This window comes from Arthrobacter sp. M71 S08 (assembly GCF_059089725.1).
This window is the reverse complement of the sequence record NZ_JBNHEY010000008.1, coordinates 81,900-98,534: the sequence shown is the minus strand read 5'-3', so window position 1 is coordinate 98,534 and position 16,635 is coordinate 81,900. Positions and strand designations below refer to the sequence as shown.

The following is a 16,635-nucleotide window of genomic DNA, read 5'->3' as shown; positions in this document are numbered from 1 at the left end:
AAAACCGACGTGCGTATCGTCCTGGGAGTTGGAGGAGGGATCGCCGCCTACAAGGTGGCGTCCCTCCTGCGTTTGTTCACTGAAGCCGGTCACAACGTGACGGTCATACCCACCGAGGCAGCACAGCGCTTCGTGGGAACACCAACCTGGGAAGCGCTCTCGGGGAACCCGGTCAGCAACAGCGTCTTCGACGCCGTCGACCAGGTACGCCACGTCCGCCTGGGTCAGGAAGCCGATCTGGTGGTGGTTGCTCCCGCGACCGCAGACCTACTGGCCCGTGCAACCGCCGGTATGGCTGACGACCTCCTGACCGGTACCCTTCTGGTGACCCGCGCGCCGGTTCTCTTTGCACCGGCCATGCACACCGAAATGTGGCAGCATCCGGCCACCGTCGCCAACGTGGCGACGCTGAGGCAACGCGGCGCCGTCGTACTGGAACCGGCGACCGGACGCCTCACGGGCACGGACAGCGGCCCGGGTCGGTTGCCGGAGCCTGAAGCCATCTTCGCGGCCGCGCTGCAGGCGGTGGCCACGCCCGTGGATCCCGCGACCCGCCCGCTGGCCGGCCGCACGGTCACCATCACAGCCGGCGGCACGCGCGAGCCGCTCGACCCGGTCCGTTTCCTCGGCAACCGGTCCTCGGGAAAGCAGGGCGTGGCTCTGGCCGAAGCCGCGCTCGACGCCGGCGCGACGGTCCAGTTCATCGCAGCCCATATGGAGGTGCCGCCGCCGGCGGGTGTGGAACTGACGATCGTCGAGACCGCCGACGAGCTGCGGGAGGCCACGCTGAAGCTTGCCCAGCACTCGGATGCCCTCATCATGGCTGCGGCAGTCGCGGATTTCCGGCCGGAGACTGTCTCGGAGACCAAGGTCAAAAAGCGCGACGACGGTGAAAACCCCGTCATCACCCTCATCAGGAACCCCGACATCCTCGTCGAAACCGTGCAGCAGCGGCGCGAGCTGGGGTCACCCTCGGTGATCGTGGGATTCGCAGCTGAAACCGGTGACGACGACGCCACACCGCTCACGCACGGGATGCGGAAACTCGAACGCAAGGGTTGCGACCTGCTCGTCCTCAACCGGGTGGGCAGGACCCTGGTCTTCGGCCAGGACTCCACCGAGATAACCATCCTGGAGGCGGGGGGCGCGGAACCGGAGACCGTCAGCGGCAGCAAGACCAGCGTGGCCGGAGTGGTTGTCGCGCGGGTCGCCGCGGCTCTCAATCCTGCGGGTCAGACCGCCTGACGGCTCCCGATGTGCCCTCCGGCAGAGCACCGTCGTCGTAGCACCCGGTCACACAAGCCGCCAGATACATCGACCGACCAAGTAGAGTGATCACGTGAATTCACCCCATACGCCTAGCCCTTCCTTGCGATTGTTCACCTCGGAATCGGTAACGGAGGGCCATCCCGACAAGATCTGCGACCAGATCAGCGACGGCATCCTGGATGCGCTGCTGGAAGCAGATCCGCGCTCGCGCGTGGCGGTGGAAACCCTCGTGACCACGGGCCTTGTCCACGTGGCCGGCGAGGTCACCACTGACGCCTACGTCGAGATCCCCGAGATCGTCCGCAAGACCATCCTCGGGATCGGCTATGACTCCTCGGCGAACGGGTTCGACGGCGCACGCTGCGGCGTATCGGTCTCCATCGGCCAGCAGTCGCCCGAGATCGCCTCCGGTGTGTTCACCTCACTCGAGACGCGCGAGGGAACCAGCACGGACCCCTACGATGCCCAGGGCGCAGGCGACCAGGGAATCATGTTCGGGTATGCCAGCGACGAGACGCCGGTCCTGATGCCCACCCCGATCTGGCTGGCCCACCGGCTGTCCGAGCAACTCACCGACGTCCGTAAGAACGGCACCCTGTCCTACCTCCGTCCGGACGGCAAGACCCAGGTCACGGTCGGTTACGACGGCGACAAACCGGTCAGTGTGGACTCGGTGGTCATCTCCTCCCAGCACGCGCAGGGCGTTGATCTTGAGACCCTGCGCTCCGACCTCGTGGAACACGTGATCACGCCGGTTCTGTCGACCTCCCACCTGGATGTCTCGGATGTCCGCCACATCCTGAATCCCGGCGGTGAGTTCGTGATCGGTGGGCCCGTGGGGGACGCCGGCCTCACCGGGCGCAAGATCATCGTGGACACCTACGGCGGAATGGCACGCCACGGAGGCGGTGCGTTCAGCGGCAAGGATCCGTCGAAAGTGGATCGCTCGGCGGCGTACGCCATGCGCTGGGTGGCCAAGAATGTGGTCGCCTCCGGGCTTGCGCGCCGCGCGGAGATCCAGATCGCCTATGCAATCGGCATGGCGCACCCGGTCGGTATCTATGTGGAGACATTCGGGACCGAGCAGGTCGATCCCGCCGCAATCGGGTCTGCCATCACCGAGATCTTCGACCTTCGCCCCCTGGCCATCATCAACTCCCTTGATCTGCTCCGGCCGATCTACCAGAAGACTGCCGCACACGGGCACTTCGGGCGCGAGGGCGAAGGCTTCAACTGGGAGCTCACCGACCGCACCGACGAACTGAAGAGCTACTTCAACGCCTAGGAACCGCCTCAAGCCGATGAGTTCCAACGACGGGCAGCAGCTGTCGCTGCTGCAGGGCTTCACCGCACCGGCAGCACCCCGCGGGAAGTCCCCGGTTGCTGCCGAGCTGCCCGTCGCCCGGGTCATCATCGATTCACCGTTGCCTCATCTGGACCGTCCGTTCGATTACCTCGTTCCCGCGGAGCACGACGACGACGCCGTCCCCGGCGCACGGGTGAAAGTCCGATTCGCCGGCCGCGACCATGCGGCGTTCCTGGTGGAGCGTCGCGCTGCCTCTGACAGCCCGGCGCGTTTGCTGCCCCTGACCAAGGTGGTCTCCGGCCAGCCGGTCGCCAGCCCCGAGATCCTGGCCTTGGCTGCCGCGGTCGCTGCCCGGTACGCCGGGTCCACCAGTGACGTTCTCCGATCGGCGGTGCCTCCGCGTGTGGCCCGCGTCGAGAAGGAATTCAGCGCCGGGCCAGTGCCGGCCCCTGCCGGTAGCCACGGTGAGGAGCGCCCGGACTGCCTTTTCGCCCGTTATGCCAATGGCAACTCCTTCCTGGCCCGGGTGGCCGCGGGCGAGAGTCCACGTGCGGTGCTGACGACACTCGCTGGCTATGGGCCGGCCGGCTGGCCGGCGGAACTGGCCGAAGCGGTCCACGCAGCATGGACGGTGGGGCGCGGCGCCGTCGTCGTTGTTCCAGACCAGCGTGACCTCATGCGGGTGGAAGAGGCGCTGCGGGAACGCATCGGTCCGGACAGCTTCGTCCGGCTCACCGCGGAAGACGGGCCCACTCCGCGCTACCGCAACTTCCTCAGGCTCCTGCACGGCCACGTTCGGGTGGCGGTGGGGACACGGTCCGCAGCCTACGCGCCGGTACAGGATCTGGGGCTGGTATGCCTCTGGGATGACGGTGATGAGTCCCACAGCGAACCACGCGCACCGTACCAGCACACCCGTGACGTGCTCCTGCTGCGCAGCGAACTGCACGACTGCGCCCTGCTCTTTGCATCGGCGTCGAGAAGCGTTGAATCCCAGAGGCTGGTCGACAGCGGGTGGGCGCAGGCAATTGAGGCGGACAGGCCGACCGTCCGGCACCTGACGCCACGTGTCCTTCATTCTGCAGATACCTATCACGCAGAACGGGAACCCCTGACCCACCAGGTCCGAATCCCTCCGGTGGCCTGGCGTGCAGCCCGGGACGGACTGCAGCGCGGGCCTGTCCTGATCCAGGTGGCGCGCACCGGTTTCTCACCGGCGTTGGCGTGCGAGGACTGCCGGGAACCCGCACGGTGCCGACACTGCGCCGGTCCACTGGCGCAGTCCGGCCGGGGGTCCGCGGTCGCGTGCCGCTGGTGTGGACGCCCCGAGCACACCTGGCGCTGCCCGCACTGCGCGGGCGGCAGGCTTCGCTCGGCCGTGAGCGGCGCCGCCCGGACCGCCGACGAGCTGGGACGTGCATTTCCCGGCGCCGTCGTCGTCTCCTCATCGGGCGACCACATTCTTGATGAGATCGACGATTCTCCCCGCGTGGTCGTGGCGACACCGGGTGCCGAGCCGGTGTGCGCGTCGGGCTACGCCGCGGTACTCCTGCTTGACGGGAATGCCCTCTTGGGTAGGGAATCCCTGCGGTCCCTTGAGAGCACGCTGCAGCGCTGGTTCAACGCGGCGGTGCTTGCCCGGTCCGCTTCGGCGGGCGGTGTTGTAGTGGTCACGGCAGACGACGACGCCGCCGCCGGGCACCTTGTGCGCTGGGACCCGGCCGGGGCCGCCGCGCGCGACCTTGCGTTGAGGACCGAGCTGGGGCTGCCGCCGGCGGTGCGGTACGCAGCGCTGACCGGCTCCCTGGAAGCACTGGCTGCCTTCATTGACGGGCTCGACGTGCCGCCGTCGTGCAGGATGGTGGGGCCGACGGCAGTGCGAACGGCAGCGGGACCCCCCGCCGCCCAGAAGCCTGGCCAGCAGTCAGCCGCCGGATCGCACCGGACCCTGCTGTTCTTCCGCTACCGGGACGCTGCGAATGTAGTCGGTGCCCTGCGCGCCCGTCGGGCGTCCCTCTCGGCCAGACGAACCACGGAGCCGGTGCACGTGCGGGTGGATGGCATCGACGTGCTCTAGTGCCCCTGTACGGGTGCGGTGCGGCCGCGTCGCCGGGCATGCAGATCGACCGCTTCTTCAAGGGCGGCGATAAGTGAGTCCGCTGACGTCTCCCAGGAGTGGGTATCGGCCTGCGCGCGGCCCGCGATCGAGGAGTTTTTCCAGTGCAGCGGATCATCGAGCGTCCGCACGGCCCGCGTGAACTCCTCCGGGGAGTCAGGGTCCACGTACAGCGCAGCGCTTCCCCCGACCTCACGGAAGATCGGTGTATCCGCCGCGACTACGGGTGTGCCGAGCGCCATTGCCTCTATGACGGGAAGTCCGTAACCCTCGGCGCGGGAGAGGGTTACGAGAGCGGTTGCCGCTCGCAGCAACCGCTCGTATTCTTCGTCGCTGACACCATTGTGGAAGACCACTGTCGCCCCGGTCGGAACAATGGCCTCCAACTCCCGCCGGCGCTCAGGCGTGATCCGGCTCAGGAGATGAAGCGTGTAGTCGGGCAGCCCGGCCATCCCCGCCAGCAGCGTCTCGACGTTCTTGTAGGGCATGAACGATCCCATGTACAGCAGGGACTTCTCGGGCGGAATCTCCGTCGACCGGGGCGTGGCGGCAGGCTGCGGGGCGTTGCCGACAATGCGGATCGGGCGGCGCGTCAGCCGATATTGCTGCATCAGCGCGCGCGTGGTCTCCGAAATCGTGGCGACGACGTCGGCACGGTTCAGCAACAACCGCTGCGGCCAGTAGGCCAGGTGGTACAGCCGCCAGAGAATCCGGACAGGAAGCGGCAGGAACCCCGGGGGAGTGCGGTTCTGGTAGTAGATGAGGTCATGCAGCGTGAGAACCAGCGGGTAGCGGCGGCCGACGGACCCCATGGTCTGCATGGGGCAGAACACTGCGTCGGCACCGAGCCGATTGATCCGTCGGGCGACGAACAGCTCAGCGGGGGAGAGAGGGCTGTTGATCAACACGTGCGGGACGTCCGGCAGCAGTGCCAGCTGGCGGCGATCGTGGATGAGCATGGTCACGTCAGCCCGGTGCGAGAGCGCCTCGATCAGGCTGGCGCCGTAGCGGCTGATGCCGTCATGGTGATCATGGCGGGTGAACCTGGCGTCGATCAGTACTTTCATGGAGTCCTCGCATTGACGAAATCGGAGATATGCCCGGCGGCGGCATGCGGCGTTTCGTAGTGAATGAGGTGACCAACCTCCGGAAGGACCACGAGGGTGGAATCGGGAATCAGCGCCGCGAGCTCCCGTTGCGTCTGCACCGTGCCGAGATCGTCCTTTTCCGCAGCGATCAGGAGCACGGGCAGCCGCAGCCGCGAAGCGCTGTCCCGTACGGTTGCGCTGATCGATGCGGTGAACGCTTGCAGCACCACGTCGCGCGAGGCAAAGGCGCTGAAGTAGGCACGGTGCTGGGCATGGATCCACCGGCGCAGCGAACGGTCCCGTGTCTTCGCCATCAGTTCACTCATCGCGCGCACGATGAGCCGGTTACGCAGCAGCGCCTGTCCGGCCTGCTCGGGCAGCGCCGCCCCGAGGCGGTAATAAAGCTCGGCCAGCCGGGTGGCAATCCGGCTCGCGCCCTCGAGGGCCGGTGCGCTGATGGGGTTTATCAGCACGAGCGCGGCGTAGGCGTTCGGAGCGTCAGCCGCAGCCCTGCTTGCGATGATGGATCCGAAGGAATGCCCCACGAGGACCGTCTCCGGGCCGAGGGTGAGCATCTCGACGCTGCTTCGGACGAACGTTGCGTAAGCCGCCACATCGTGCGTTCCTTCCAGCGGTTCGGACTCACCGAAGCCCGGAAGGTCGGGCGTGATCACGCGGTGGGCGGGGAGCTCCTCGATGATGCGTAACAACCCGTGGTGGTCACCCCGGAACCCGTGCACCATGAAGAGCGCAGGGGCATCAGGCGTATCGTGAACCGCGGGGAAATCCCAGAACCGTTGGCGTTTGCCGTCCAGATACAGTGTTCGCACCGTGGCGGGGCGTGTCAGGGATATCACCTCAGTTGACCAGGTCCGGGTGGGATCCGACACGGGTGTCCGTGTTGAGTTGCTCGATGGCGGTCATGTCGACGGCATCAAGGGTGAAGTCGTCGATGGAAAGATTCTCCACGATCCTCTCCCGCGTGCTCGCCTTGACTACTGCCGCCCCGCCAATCTGCAGATGCCAGCGAAGGATGACCTGTGCCGGGGAGCGGGAATGTTTTGCGGCGATGTGCGTGATGGTGGAGTTGGTCAGCAGTGTCCCGCGGGCGAGCGGGCTCCACGCCTGGGTGAGGATGCCGTGTTCGGCATTGAACTCCCTGAGACCCTGCTGCTGCAGTAACGGGTGGAGCTCGATCTGGTTGACCGCGGGCACCACTTCTGTCTGGGATAGGAGTTTCTCGAGGTGGTGGCGCTGGAAGTTGGATACACCGATCGCACGGATCCTGCCCCTGGCATAGAGCTCCTCCAGCGCCCGCCAGGAATCCACATAGAGGTCCTTGCCGGGGCACGGCCAATGGATCAGGTAGAGATCCAGGTAGTCGAGACCGAGGCGCGTGAGGGAGTCCTCGAACGCCGCATGGGTTGCGCGGTAACCATGGCTGTCATTCCAGAGCTTGGAGGTCACGAAGACGTCGCTGCGGGCAACATAGCCGGCACTGACGGCATCCTGGAGGGCACGGCCGACACCCTGCTCGTTGCCGTACATAGCCGCAGTGTCGAGCAGGCGGTAGCCGGCTTCAAGCGCAAGCGCGCAGAGTCCGTGGGCATCCTCCGCGGGAACCTTATAGAGGCCGTAACCCAACCGGTCCATCAGGACGCCGTTGGAGAGAGATACCTTCCCGGGTTTATGCATACTTCGACTTTACCGAGGGTTGGGGCGGGTGCGGTCGCAGCCGGCACGCGTCGGACTACGTCTGGCGGACGAGTGCGCGTGCTGACCGTTCGTCCAGGATCAGGTCGGTGACCAGGCCTGCCGCGAGCGCCCCGCGCAGACCGTTTATCTTCGATTCACCGGATACCACGCAGATACGCCGACTCACCTGGGCAAGCATCCCCAGGTCGGGGCCGGTGCTCCTTTCATTGATTACGATGTCGCTGTGTGAGCCGTCCGCGCGGAAGAAGACGGTCGCCACATCGCCAACGACCTCGTGCTCGCGGAGAATGGCGAGGTCTTCCTCGTCGAGGTAGCCGCCGGCATACACATGGCTGGGAATGCCGGAGCCGGTTGATCCGACGCCGAAGATGGCCATGGTCATCCGCTCCTGCAGGTCCAGGATCCGCCCGACGCTGCGCTCCGCCCACATCGCCGTCTTCGTCGCGGCGTGATCGAAGAATGCAGGGACCGGGAACTGCTCAACCCGCGCGCCGTAGGCCGCGCCGAAGCGCCGGAGGATTTCGCTGGCGTAGGTGATGCCCGTCGTCTGGGTGTTGCCTGCGCCGTTCAGCTGAACGATGGTGCTGTCGTGGGTGGTCTTGCGCGTCAGGTGATGGCTCACGGCGCTGATCGTTGACCCCCAGGCGACGCCGATAATCGCGTTCGAGTCGACGAGCGGACCGAGGGTCCGGGCAGCCTGGATAGCGACCCGGTCCAGCGCATCCGAATCACTCACGAGATCCGTTACCGGAACAACATGCGCTTCCACACCGAAGCGGTTCCCGATTTCCCGTTCCAGTGCGGGCGCCCGGTCGAGGGGATTGTTGATCTGGATCTGGACGAGGCCGGTGTCGCGGGCCATGGAAAGAAGCCGCGACACGGTGGATCTCGAGGTCCGCAGCTCCCGGGCGATGGCGTTCATCGTCAGGTCCTGCAGGTAGTACATCTGGGCCGCCCGCAGCGCGTCCCGGCTGCGGCGCGGTGTGAGCTCAGTGGATAGGGCATTTTCCCGGTCGGGGGTGTTTCGTGCAGGACTGTTCACTGGTTTCTCCGGGAGGGTGTGCACGTTTGTGCAATGTGATTGACGAGTATTCCCAACCCTCCAAAGAATAGGTTGCGGAACCCGATTTCACCACTAGTTGAGGAGCCCAGCCGCCCGTGAGGAACAGCACCGGGCCGACGACGCCGTCGGCCGAACAGAATCGTCCAGCCCGCGACAGCGTCCAGGAGCTGAAGAACCGACCGAAAGCTTCCGTCCTGATCATCGGCGGCGGCATCAACGGCGTCGGGACCTTCCGGGACCTGTCGCTGCAGGGCATCGACGTCACACTCGTGGAACGGGGGGACTACTGCCAGGGTGCCTCCGGTGCGTCCTCACACATGATTCACGGCGGCATCCGCTACCTCGAGAACGGCGAGTTCCGGCTGGTTCGTGAGTCCGTCGTCGAGCGCAATGCACTGTTGAAGCTCGCGCCCCACTACGTCAAGCCGCTCCAGACGACGATCCCCGTCTTCAGCACCTTCTCCGGCATCCTCTCTGCCCCGCTGCGCTTCCTGACCCACCGCCACGGTGCGCACCGTGAGCGCGGCGCCGTTTTGATCAAGGCAGGGCTGACGCTGTACGACGCGTTCTCCCGCGCAGGCGGCACCGTACCCCGCCACAGGTTCGTCGGGCGAAAGTCCTCCCTGGCTCAGCTTCCCAAGCTCCGCCCGGACGTGAAGTACACCGCCACCTATTTCGACGCCTCGGTGCACAACCCCGAGCGTCTGACCCTCGACATCCTCAGGGACGGACTGGCAGCCAACCCCCGGTCCCGCGCCGTCAACTATGTCAGCGCGGTGGGAAGCAACGAAGAGGGGATCGTCCTGCGCGACGAGCTCACCGGCGACGTCTTTCCGGTCCAGGCCGACGTCGTCGTCAATGCCTCTGGCGCGTGGGTGGACGGCACCAACAGCGCGCTCGGGCAGCCTAGCCGCTTCATGGGCGGAACCAAAGGGTCGCATATCGTGCTCGACCACCCGGAACTCCTGGCAGCCTGTGCGGGGAGGGAGATCTTCTTCGAGCACTCGGATGGACGCATCGTCCTCATCTATCCAATGGGTGAGCGTGTGCTGGTGGGCACCACGGACATCGAAACGGATATGGATACCCCGGCTGTCTGCACCGATGCAGAGATCGACTACTTCTTCGATCTGATTCATCACGTGTTTCCCACGGTGCGGGTCGGCCGGGACAGTATCGTCTACAGTTTCTCGGGCGTTCGCCCCCTACCCCGGCATGATGACACGCAGCCCGGCTTCGTCTCCCGCGACTACCGGATCGAGCGTGGAACCACCGCCGGCCGCCCCACGCTTAGCCTCATCGGCGGCAAATGGACCACCTTCCGCGCGCTCTCGGAACACCTCGCGGACGAGGTACTCGGTCTGCTGCAGCGCGGCAGGATTGTGTCCACTTCCGCTCTGCCGATCGGGGGTGGGCTGGGGTTCCCCCAGCAGCCGCGCGACGTCGCAGCCTGGATCGAAGCCAACGGCGCCGGGTTGCCCGCCAATCAGGTCAGCCTCCTGCTTGGCCGTTACGGCACACGGGCGGCGAATGTCGCCGCCTTCATTGCGGCCGGTGAGGACTCCCACCTGCACACCACGAAGGAGGTTTCAACCCGCGAACTCGAGTACATGGTGCGGTACGAGCAGGTGCAGCACATTTCCGACGTCCTCATCCGGCGGACCGCGCTGGCCTTCAACGGCCTCGCCAGCGCCGAGCTCATCGATGAACTTGCGGACGTCCTAAGCGGTCTCCTCGGATGGTCGGCGTCCGACCGGAAGAACGAAGTCGAAGATACCCGCCGAATATTGCAGGAACAACACAAGGTAAGTGTGCATAGCTTGGTTGCGTAAGTAATCGGAAACCTCCGGTCGCCCGCGGGCGACCGGGAACCAACGGCAGATTCTGCCGGAGGAGTAGCGCGGTGCCGCGACCACCATGGCACCGGGGCCAACGTGGCCTACCGTTTGAATCAATTGAGGAGTCAAAGATGTCTCTGGAAGTATTCGTCGCCGAAATGTTCGGCACGTTCATGCTGCTGTTGCTTGGTACAGGAGTCGTGGCCAACGTCGCGCTGGCGGGAACCAAGGGCAACAACGGAGGGTTCCTGATGGTGAACTTCGGCTGGGGCCTTGGCGTCTTCGCCGGTGTTTTCGTCGCGGCGCTCTCAGGAGCCCACCTGAACTTCGCTGTCACGGTCGGCCTCTGGGTGAACGCGGACGTCGGGGAATTCGCTCCGGGCGTCGACAAGAACGTCATCAATGCACTGGCCTACTTTGGCGCGCAGATGCTCGGATCGATCCTCGGTGCTGTGGGTTGCTGGCTCGCATACAAGCAGCACTTCGACGCTGAGCCGGACCCCGCCAACAAGCTCGGCGTGTTCTCCACGGCCCCTGCCATCAGGTCGAGCGCCTGGAACCTGGTGACTGAGATCATCGGTACCTTCGTTCTCGTGTTCGTCATCCTCGCGTTCGCTTCAACCCCCTCAGGCCTTGGCCCGCTGGCCGTCGCGCTTCTCGTCGTCGGTATCGGTGCGTCGCTTGGCGGACCCACCGGGTACGCCATCAACCCGAACCGTGACCTTGGCCCCCGTATTGCACATGCATTCCTCCCGATCAAGGGCAAGGGAAGCAGCGACTGGGGCTACGCCTGGGTTCCGGTTGTAGGACCGATCATCGGTGGTCTGCTGGGTGGCCTTGGCGCCATGCTGATCACCTACCCTGCAGTCTGACCATCAATAACCAACCGGTGGTCCCGGCCGATCCGGGCCGCCGCCGTCTCAAACACCAGCAACACACTCAATGAGGAGCAGTAATGCCGCAGTACGTAATCGCCATTGACCAGGGAACCACCTCAAGCCGCGCAATCGTCTTCGACCACCAGGGAAACATCGTTTCCTCCGGGCAGAAGGAGCACGAGCAGATCTTCCCTAAAGCAGGCTGGGTGGAGCACAACCCGCGCGAAATCTGGGACAACACCCGCGAGGTCATCGGCAACGCACTCTCAAAAGCAAACCTGACCCGTCATGACATCGCCGCGGTGGGCATCACGAACCAGCGCGAAACAGCAGTGGTATGGGATAAAAACACAGGCCAGCCGGTGTACAACGCCATTGTCTGGCAGGACACCCGCACACAACCGATCGTGGACGAGCTGGCAGCCGACGGTGGAGTGGAAAGGTTCAAGCAGACTGTCGGCCTGCCGCTGGCAACCTACTTCTCCGGGACCAAAATCAAATGGATCCTCGACAACGTGGAAGGCGCCCGGGAGAAGGCCGAAGCCGGAGACCTGCTCTTCGGCAACACTGACTCCTGGGTGATCTGGAACCTCACGGGCGGCACCGACGGCGGCGTGCACATCACCGACGTCACGAACGCTTCCCGCACCCTTTTCATGGACCTCGAGACGCTGAGCTGGGACTCGTCGATCCTCGACACGTTCGGCGTGCCCGCCTCGATGATGCCGGAGATCAGATCCTCCTCCGAGGTCTACGGCAAGGTACACAGCTCCCAGCTTCTCCGTGAGGTGCCGGTAGCGGGAATCCTCGGCGACCAGCAGGCTGCGACCTTCGGTCAGGCAGCGTTCGAGAAGGGCGGTGCGAAGAACACCTACGGCACCGGTAACTTCATGATCGTCAACACCGGGGAAGAGATTGTCCACTCCAAGAACGGCCTGCTCACGACCGTCTGCTACAAGCTCGGCGATGCCAAGCCCATCTACGCGCTCGAAGGTTCGATCGCCGTCACCGGTTCACTCATCCAGTGGCTCCGTGACAACCTCGGGATCATCAAGAGCGCTCCCGAGGTTGAGCAGCTCGCCAAGACTGTCGACGACAACGGTGGGGTCTACATTGTCCCGGCGTTCTCGGGACTCTTCGCACCGTACTGGCGTTCCGACGCCCGCGGCGCGATCGTCGGCCTCACACGCTTCGTGAACAAGGGTCACATCGCCCGCGCCGCGCTGGAGGCAACTGCTTTCCAGACCCGCGAGGTGCTCGACGCCGCCAACGCCGATTCCGGCGTCAACATGGAGGACCTCCGGGTCGACGGCGGCATGGTCGCCAATGACGCGCTGATGCAATTCCAGGCTGACATCCTCGGTATCCCCGTCATCCGACCGAAAGTCACCGAAACCACCGCGCTGGGCGCCGCCTACGCCGCCGGTCTCGCCGTCGAATTCTGGAAAGACACCGACGAGCTGTCCGCCAACTGGTCCGAAGACAAGCGCTGGAACCCATCCATGGACGACGCCGAACGCGATCGCCAGCTGCGCAACTGGAAGAAGGCCGTCACCAAGACCTTCGATTGGGTGGACGAGGACGTCAGCTAAGGCGCGATAGACCCACAATAGGCACCACCAAGATAGAGGCGGAGCGGACATTGTCCGCTCCGCCTCTCTTCACATCTGAAGTACGAGCTCGGTCCGCGTCCCGGCGGCCACCGCGGTCCGGTTAGCGCAGTACTTCCCCTGAGACGTTGTCCGGGTTACCGAAACGGTGCGCTGTGATGGTCACTGCCTGCTCACGCAGGAACGGCAGAAGCTCGATCCTGCCTGCTTCCGTGACCGGCCCACTGTAGATCGATATGTCCGGGTCGCCGTCAGTTGCCTCACAGAGCTCCGAATAACCGCCTCCAACGAGACGGACGCGACCAAGGTTCGCTGAAGGCGCTGCCGCGAGCCATGTGGCGTCGTCCTCCACCCGGTGGCTGACATTGTGCGCGGACAAGACTGCTGCCAGGGCGGGAGCAAGCGGCTCCGGCGTCGAAACCGACATGGACGATCCGCTTCTCAGCCCAGCAGCAACCACACGGATGAAGTCGCTCAGGGTTCCGGCTTCATTGAGCCTTACGGTAACCGGCACCGGCAGGTAGCGGAATTCGTTCCGTTCGACGCCAAGGGCTGAGACATCAGCATGGGAACCGAAGGTACGTACCCAGTGACGCTGGTCGTCCGCAGCAGAGCGTGCGAGGAAACCCCGATCGCGGTCGGATACCTCCGCTGCATGCAGAAGCTGGCGAACGGGTTCGCTCAGCGGAGCATGGACATTCCCGGGGTGCAGTTCCTCGCGCTCCCAGGTGCCGAGGTGGATGAGGTAGTTGGGTCCGCCTGCCTTTGCGCCGGGCCCTACGGCTGACCGCTTCCAGCCGCCGAACGGCTGTCGACGAACGATCGCACCGGTGATCCCGCGGTTCACGTACAGGTTGCCCGCCTCCACCGAGTCAAGCCACTGCGACACCTCATCCGGGTTCAGGGTGTGAATGCCACCGGTCAGACCGTAGGCGCTGGCGTTCTGCCACTCGATCGCCTGCTCGAGCGTGTCGGCGTGCATAATACCGAGCACCGGGCCGAAGAACTCCGTCATATGGAAGTAGCTGCCGGGCTTTACACCGGTGCGCACGCCCGGGCTCCAGAGCCGGCCGGTGTCGTCAAGCTGCCTGGGCTTGACGAGCCAGGACTCGCCGTCGCCGAGCGTAGTGAGTGCGTCCTTCAGCTTGCCCTCGGCCGGCTCGATGATCGGGCCCACCTCCGTCTCCGGATCCTCCGGGTACCCGACCTGGAGGGAAGCCGCGGCGTCGACCAGCTGGTTGCGGAACCGCGCGGATGTACCCGCCGAGCCTACGAGGATCGCGAGCGAGGCGGCGGAGCACTTCTGGCCGGCATGGCCGAATGCGGACCTGACGACGTCGGCTGCGGCCAGGTCGAGGTCCGAGCTGGGGGTGACGATGAGCGAGTTCTTTCCGCTCGTCTCCGCGAGCAGTGGGAGGTCTTTCCGCCAGGACCTGAAGAGCTCCGCGGTGTCGTAGGCGCCCGTAAGGATGACCCGGTCGACATCGGGGTGGGAGATCAGGTGCTGCCCGACCGGTCCCTCGGCGACGTCGGCGAACACAAGGATGTCCCGGGGGACGCCCGCATCCCAGAGCGCCTCCACCATCACTGCCGCGCACCGCTTGGCCTGCGGCGCCGGCTTGAGGATGACGGCGCTGCCGGCAGCCAGTGGGGCGAGCGCAGAACCGGCGGCAATGGCGACGGGGAAGTTCCACGGCGGGGTAGCGACGGTCAACGTCGCCGGTACGAACCGTGCACCTTCCACTGTGTCGAGTTCTTCGGCGAGCAGGGCGTAATAGTTTGCGAAATCGATCGCCTCCGAGATTTCCGGATCAGACTCGGCCACTGTCTTGCCGGTTTCGCTTGCAGACACCTCCACGAGGTCTCCACGTCGGGCGGCGAGCTCTGCGGCGGCGCTTCGAAGCACCTTCGCGCGCTCAGCTCCCGACTTCGATGCCCAATCCCGCTGCGCAGCGCGCGCGGAGCGGATGGCGGCGTCGACGTCGTCGTTGGTTTCAAGCGTGGATGCCTCGACCAGGGCAACGCCGAGGGTGGACGAGGGAACGCGGCTGAGAACGTCGCTGGCCCACTCACGGATCACGGGAAGCGAGGGATCGGAGTCCGCTTGATTCTTGAACTCGCCGGGACCGGTTGCCGTAAAGCGGTCCGGGGTCTGTGACCGGTTCGGCTGCGGAACCGTGAAATCGAGTCCCGCAAGCGAGGCGAGGAAGCGGTTCTTCTCCCGCTCGAAAAGCTCTTCGCTCTTCGTGAGTTCGAAGACTGCACTCATGAAGTTTTGCTGGCTCGCGTTCTCCTCGAGGCGGCGGATCAGGTAGCTGATGGCGACGTCGAACTGCGCGGGCTTCACCACGGGAGTGTAGAGGAGCAGCGAGCCTACCTCCTTGCGGACTTCTGCGGCCTGGTCTTCCGCCATACCGAGCAGCATCTCGAACTCGATCCGGTCCTCGACCCCACGTGCGACCGAGAGGGTTCGCGCCAGGGCGATGTCGAAGAGGTTGTGTCCGGCAACGCCGATCCGCACCGCGTCCGCGTTTTCGGGACGCAGCGCCCAGTCCAGACAGAGCTTGTAGTTGGTGTCGCTGGCCTGCTTGCTGGGCAGCGTTGCAGGCTCCCAGTTGTGGACGGCGGCGTCCACCAGTTCCATTGCGAGGTTGGCGCCCTTGACGAGGCGGACCTTGATGGCCGACCCACCGGCGGCACGCCGTTCCTGCGCCCACGCAGTCAGATCCTGGAGGGTAGCGAGCGCGTCCGGCAGGTACGCCTGCAGCACGATCCCTGCTTCGAGGTTGCGCAGTTCCGGCTTCTCAAGGATGCGCTTGAACACCGCGACCGTGAGGTGGAGGTCGTGGTACTCCTCCATGTCGAGGTTGATGAACTTCGGAGCCGGCGACGAGGCGGCAAGGTGGTACAGCGGAAGTAACCGCTGAGCGACCCGCTCGACAGTCCCCTCGAAATCCCACAGATTGAGGGTGCTGACCACGGAGGAGACCTTGATGGAGACGTAGTCGACGTCGTCGCGCGCCAGCAGTTCCCTGGTTCCGTTGAGCCGGGCGTCTGCTTCCTTGTCACCCAGGACAGCTTCACCGAGGAGGTTGATGTTCAGGCGCACACCCTCGCCGCGGAGGGCGGCAATGGACTTGCCCAGGCGGGCGGGCCGCGCGTCAACGATGAGGTGTCCGACCATTTCACGCAGCACGCGCTGGGCCACGGGAACCACGACCCGGGGCAGAACCGGCGCCATCACGCCGCCGAGCCGTACCGCGCCCTTCATGTACCAGGGCAGGAACGACGGCGCCTTCCGGGCCAGTTGCGCGAGGTTTCGCGCTGCAACGGCCGGGTCCTCGGGACGAATCACCCTGTCCACGAAACCGATCGTGAAATCGAGTCCGTTCTGATCCTTGAGGACTTCTGCCAGAAGCTGCGCCGACTTCGAGCCGCGTGTTGTGCCGGCGCGTGCCGCACGGTCTGCGGTGCCGTCATGGTCATCGAGATGGAGCCATCGCCGGACGAGGGCAACCGCATCATCGCCGAGGGTCTGCGGCGATGGATCGGCGGTGGGGATGGTTTGTGTCATTGTTTTTCGTCTACCTAACGACGACGGGCCAGATAACCTGCAGAGCAGTCCACCTCCTGAGGGTGGCTGGCCGATCAGCCGCGGGCGCATTCCGCCTCGGCATGCTGGGTGCGATAACAGAAATCAGCGCCCAATGGAAATATGGTAACTCTTGCAGCACGCTGCCCGTACCAAACT

The 16,635-nt window shown here is 65.2% G+C and carries 11 protein-coding genes; 6 read left to right on the top strand and 5 right to left on the bottom strand.

From position 1 onward, the window contains the following. Positions 1-9 precede the first annotated feature (9 nt). The 3 genes from coaBC to AC5RTB_RS14680 all read left to right on the top strand — a co-directional run bounded on the left by coaBC (position 10) and on the right by AC5RTB_RS14680 (position 4,652). The gene (gene coaBC / locus AC5RTB_RS14690) at positions 10-1,245 is read left to right on the top strand and encodes a bifunctional phosphopantothenoylcysteine decarboxylase/phosphopantothenate--cysteine ligase CoaBC (protein WP_494061800.1); all 1,236 of its coding nucleotides are present in this window, start codon (positions 10-12) and stop codon (positions 1,243-1,245) included. A gap of 94 nt (positions 1,246-1,339) precedes the next feature. Continuing rightward, a complete protein-coding gene (gene metK, locus AC5RTB_RS14685; protein ID WP_494061799.1) occupies positions 1,340-2,554 on the top strand; it encodes a methionine adenosyltransferase in 1,215 nt (404 codons plus the stop codon). A 16-nt stretch (positions 2,555-2,570) separates the two neighbouring features. Then, the gene (locus AC5RTB_RS14680) at positions 2,571-4,652 is read left to right on the top strand and encodes a primosomal protein N' (protein ID WP_494061798.1); all 2,082 of its coding nucleotides are present in this window, start codon (positions 2,571-2,573) and stop codon (positions 4,650-4,652) included. Here the strand turns inward: AC5RTB_RS14680 and AC5RTB_RS14675 are convergent. From AC5RTB_RS14675 to AC5RTB_RS14660, 4 genes are read right to left on the bottom strand one after another with little or no spacing between them, the layout of a single operon-like run. Further along, positions 4,649-5,758: a glycosyltransferase family 4 protein gene (locus AC5RTB_RS14675; RefSeq protein ID WP_494061797.1), complete on the bottom strand. Its 1,110-nt coding sequence runs from the start codon at positions 5,756-5,758 to the stop codon at positions 4,649-4,651. The two genes, AC5RTB_RS14680 and AC5RTB_RS14675, sit on opposite strands and share 4 nt — an antisense overlap. After that, positions 5,755-6,669, bottom strand: coding sequence for an alpha/beta fold hydrolase (locus AC5RTB_RS14670; RefSeq protein ID WP_494061796.1), 915 nt, complete (start codon positions 6,667-6,669; stop codon positions 5,755-5,757). Before AC5RTB_RS14670 ends, AC5RTB_RS14675 begins: the two co-directional genes overlap by 4 nt. Further along, positions 6,638-7,474, bottom strand: coding sequence for an aldo/keto reductase (locus tag AC5RTB_RS14665; protein WP_494061795.1), 837 nt, complete (start codon positions 7,472-7,474; stop codon positions 6,638-6,640). The genes AC5RTB_RS14670 and AC5RTB_RS14665 overlap by 32 nt, the downstream gene beginning before the upstream one ends. 55 nt (positions 7,475-7,529) lie before the next feature. Beyond that, positions 7,530-8,441 (bottom strand): sugar-binding transcriptional regulator, encoded by a 912-nt coding sequence (locus AC5RTB_RS14660; RefSeq protein ID WP_494061855.1) that lies wholly within the window; start codon positions 8,439-8,441, stop codon positions 7,530-7,532. 212 nt (positions 8,442-8,653) lie between these two features. On the opposite strand from AC5RTB_RS14660, the gene AC5RTB_RS14655 reads away from it, so the two are divergent. From AC5RTB_RS14655 to glpK, 3 genes are all read left to right on the top strand, one after another. Further along, positions 8,654-10,390 carry a glycerol-3-phosphate dehydrogenase/oxidase gene (locus AC5RTB_RS14655; RefSeq protein ID WP_494061794.1) on the top strand — a complete coding sequence of 579 codons (1,737 nt, stop codon included), beginning with the start codon at positions 8,654-8,656 and terminating at the stop codon, positions 10,388-10,390. A 137-nt stretch (positions 10,391-10,527) separates the two neighbouring features. Further along, a complete protein-coding gene (locus tag AC5RTB_RS14650) occupies positions 10,528-11,268 on the top strand; it encodes an MIP/aquaporin family protein (protein ID WP_494061793.1) in 741 nt (246 codons plus the stop codon). Positions 11,269-11,351: 83 nt separating this feature from the next. Beyond that, positions 11,352-12,866 carry a glycerol kinase GlpK gene (gene glpK / locus AC5RTB_RS14645; protein WP_494061792.1) on the top strand — a complete coding sequence of 505 codons (1,515 nt, stop codon included), beginning with the start codon at positions 11,352-11,354 and terminating at the stop codon, positions 12,864-12,866. A gap of 121 nt (positions 12,867-12,987) precedes the next feature. Here glpK and AC5RTB_RS14640 read toward each other — a convergent pair whose 3' ends face one another. Beyond that, positions 12,988-16,458, bottom strand: coding sequence for a bifunctional proline dehydrogenase/L-glutamate gamma-semialdehyde dehydrogenase (locus tag AC5RTB_RS14640; protein WP_494061791.1), 3,471 nt, complete (start codon positions 16,456-16,458; stop codon positions 12,988-12,990). Positions 16,459-16,635 lie beyond the last annotated feature (177 nt).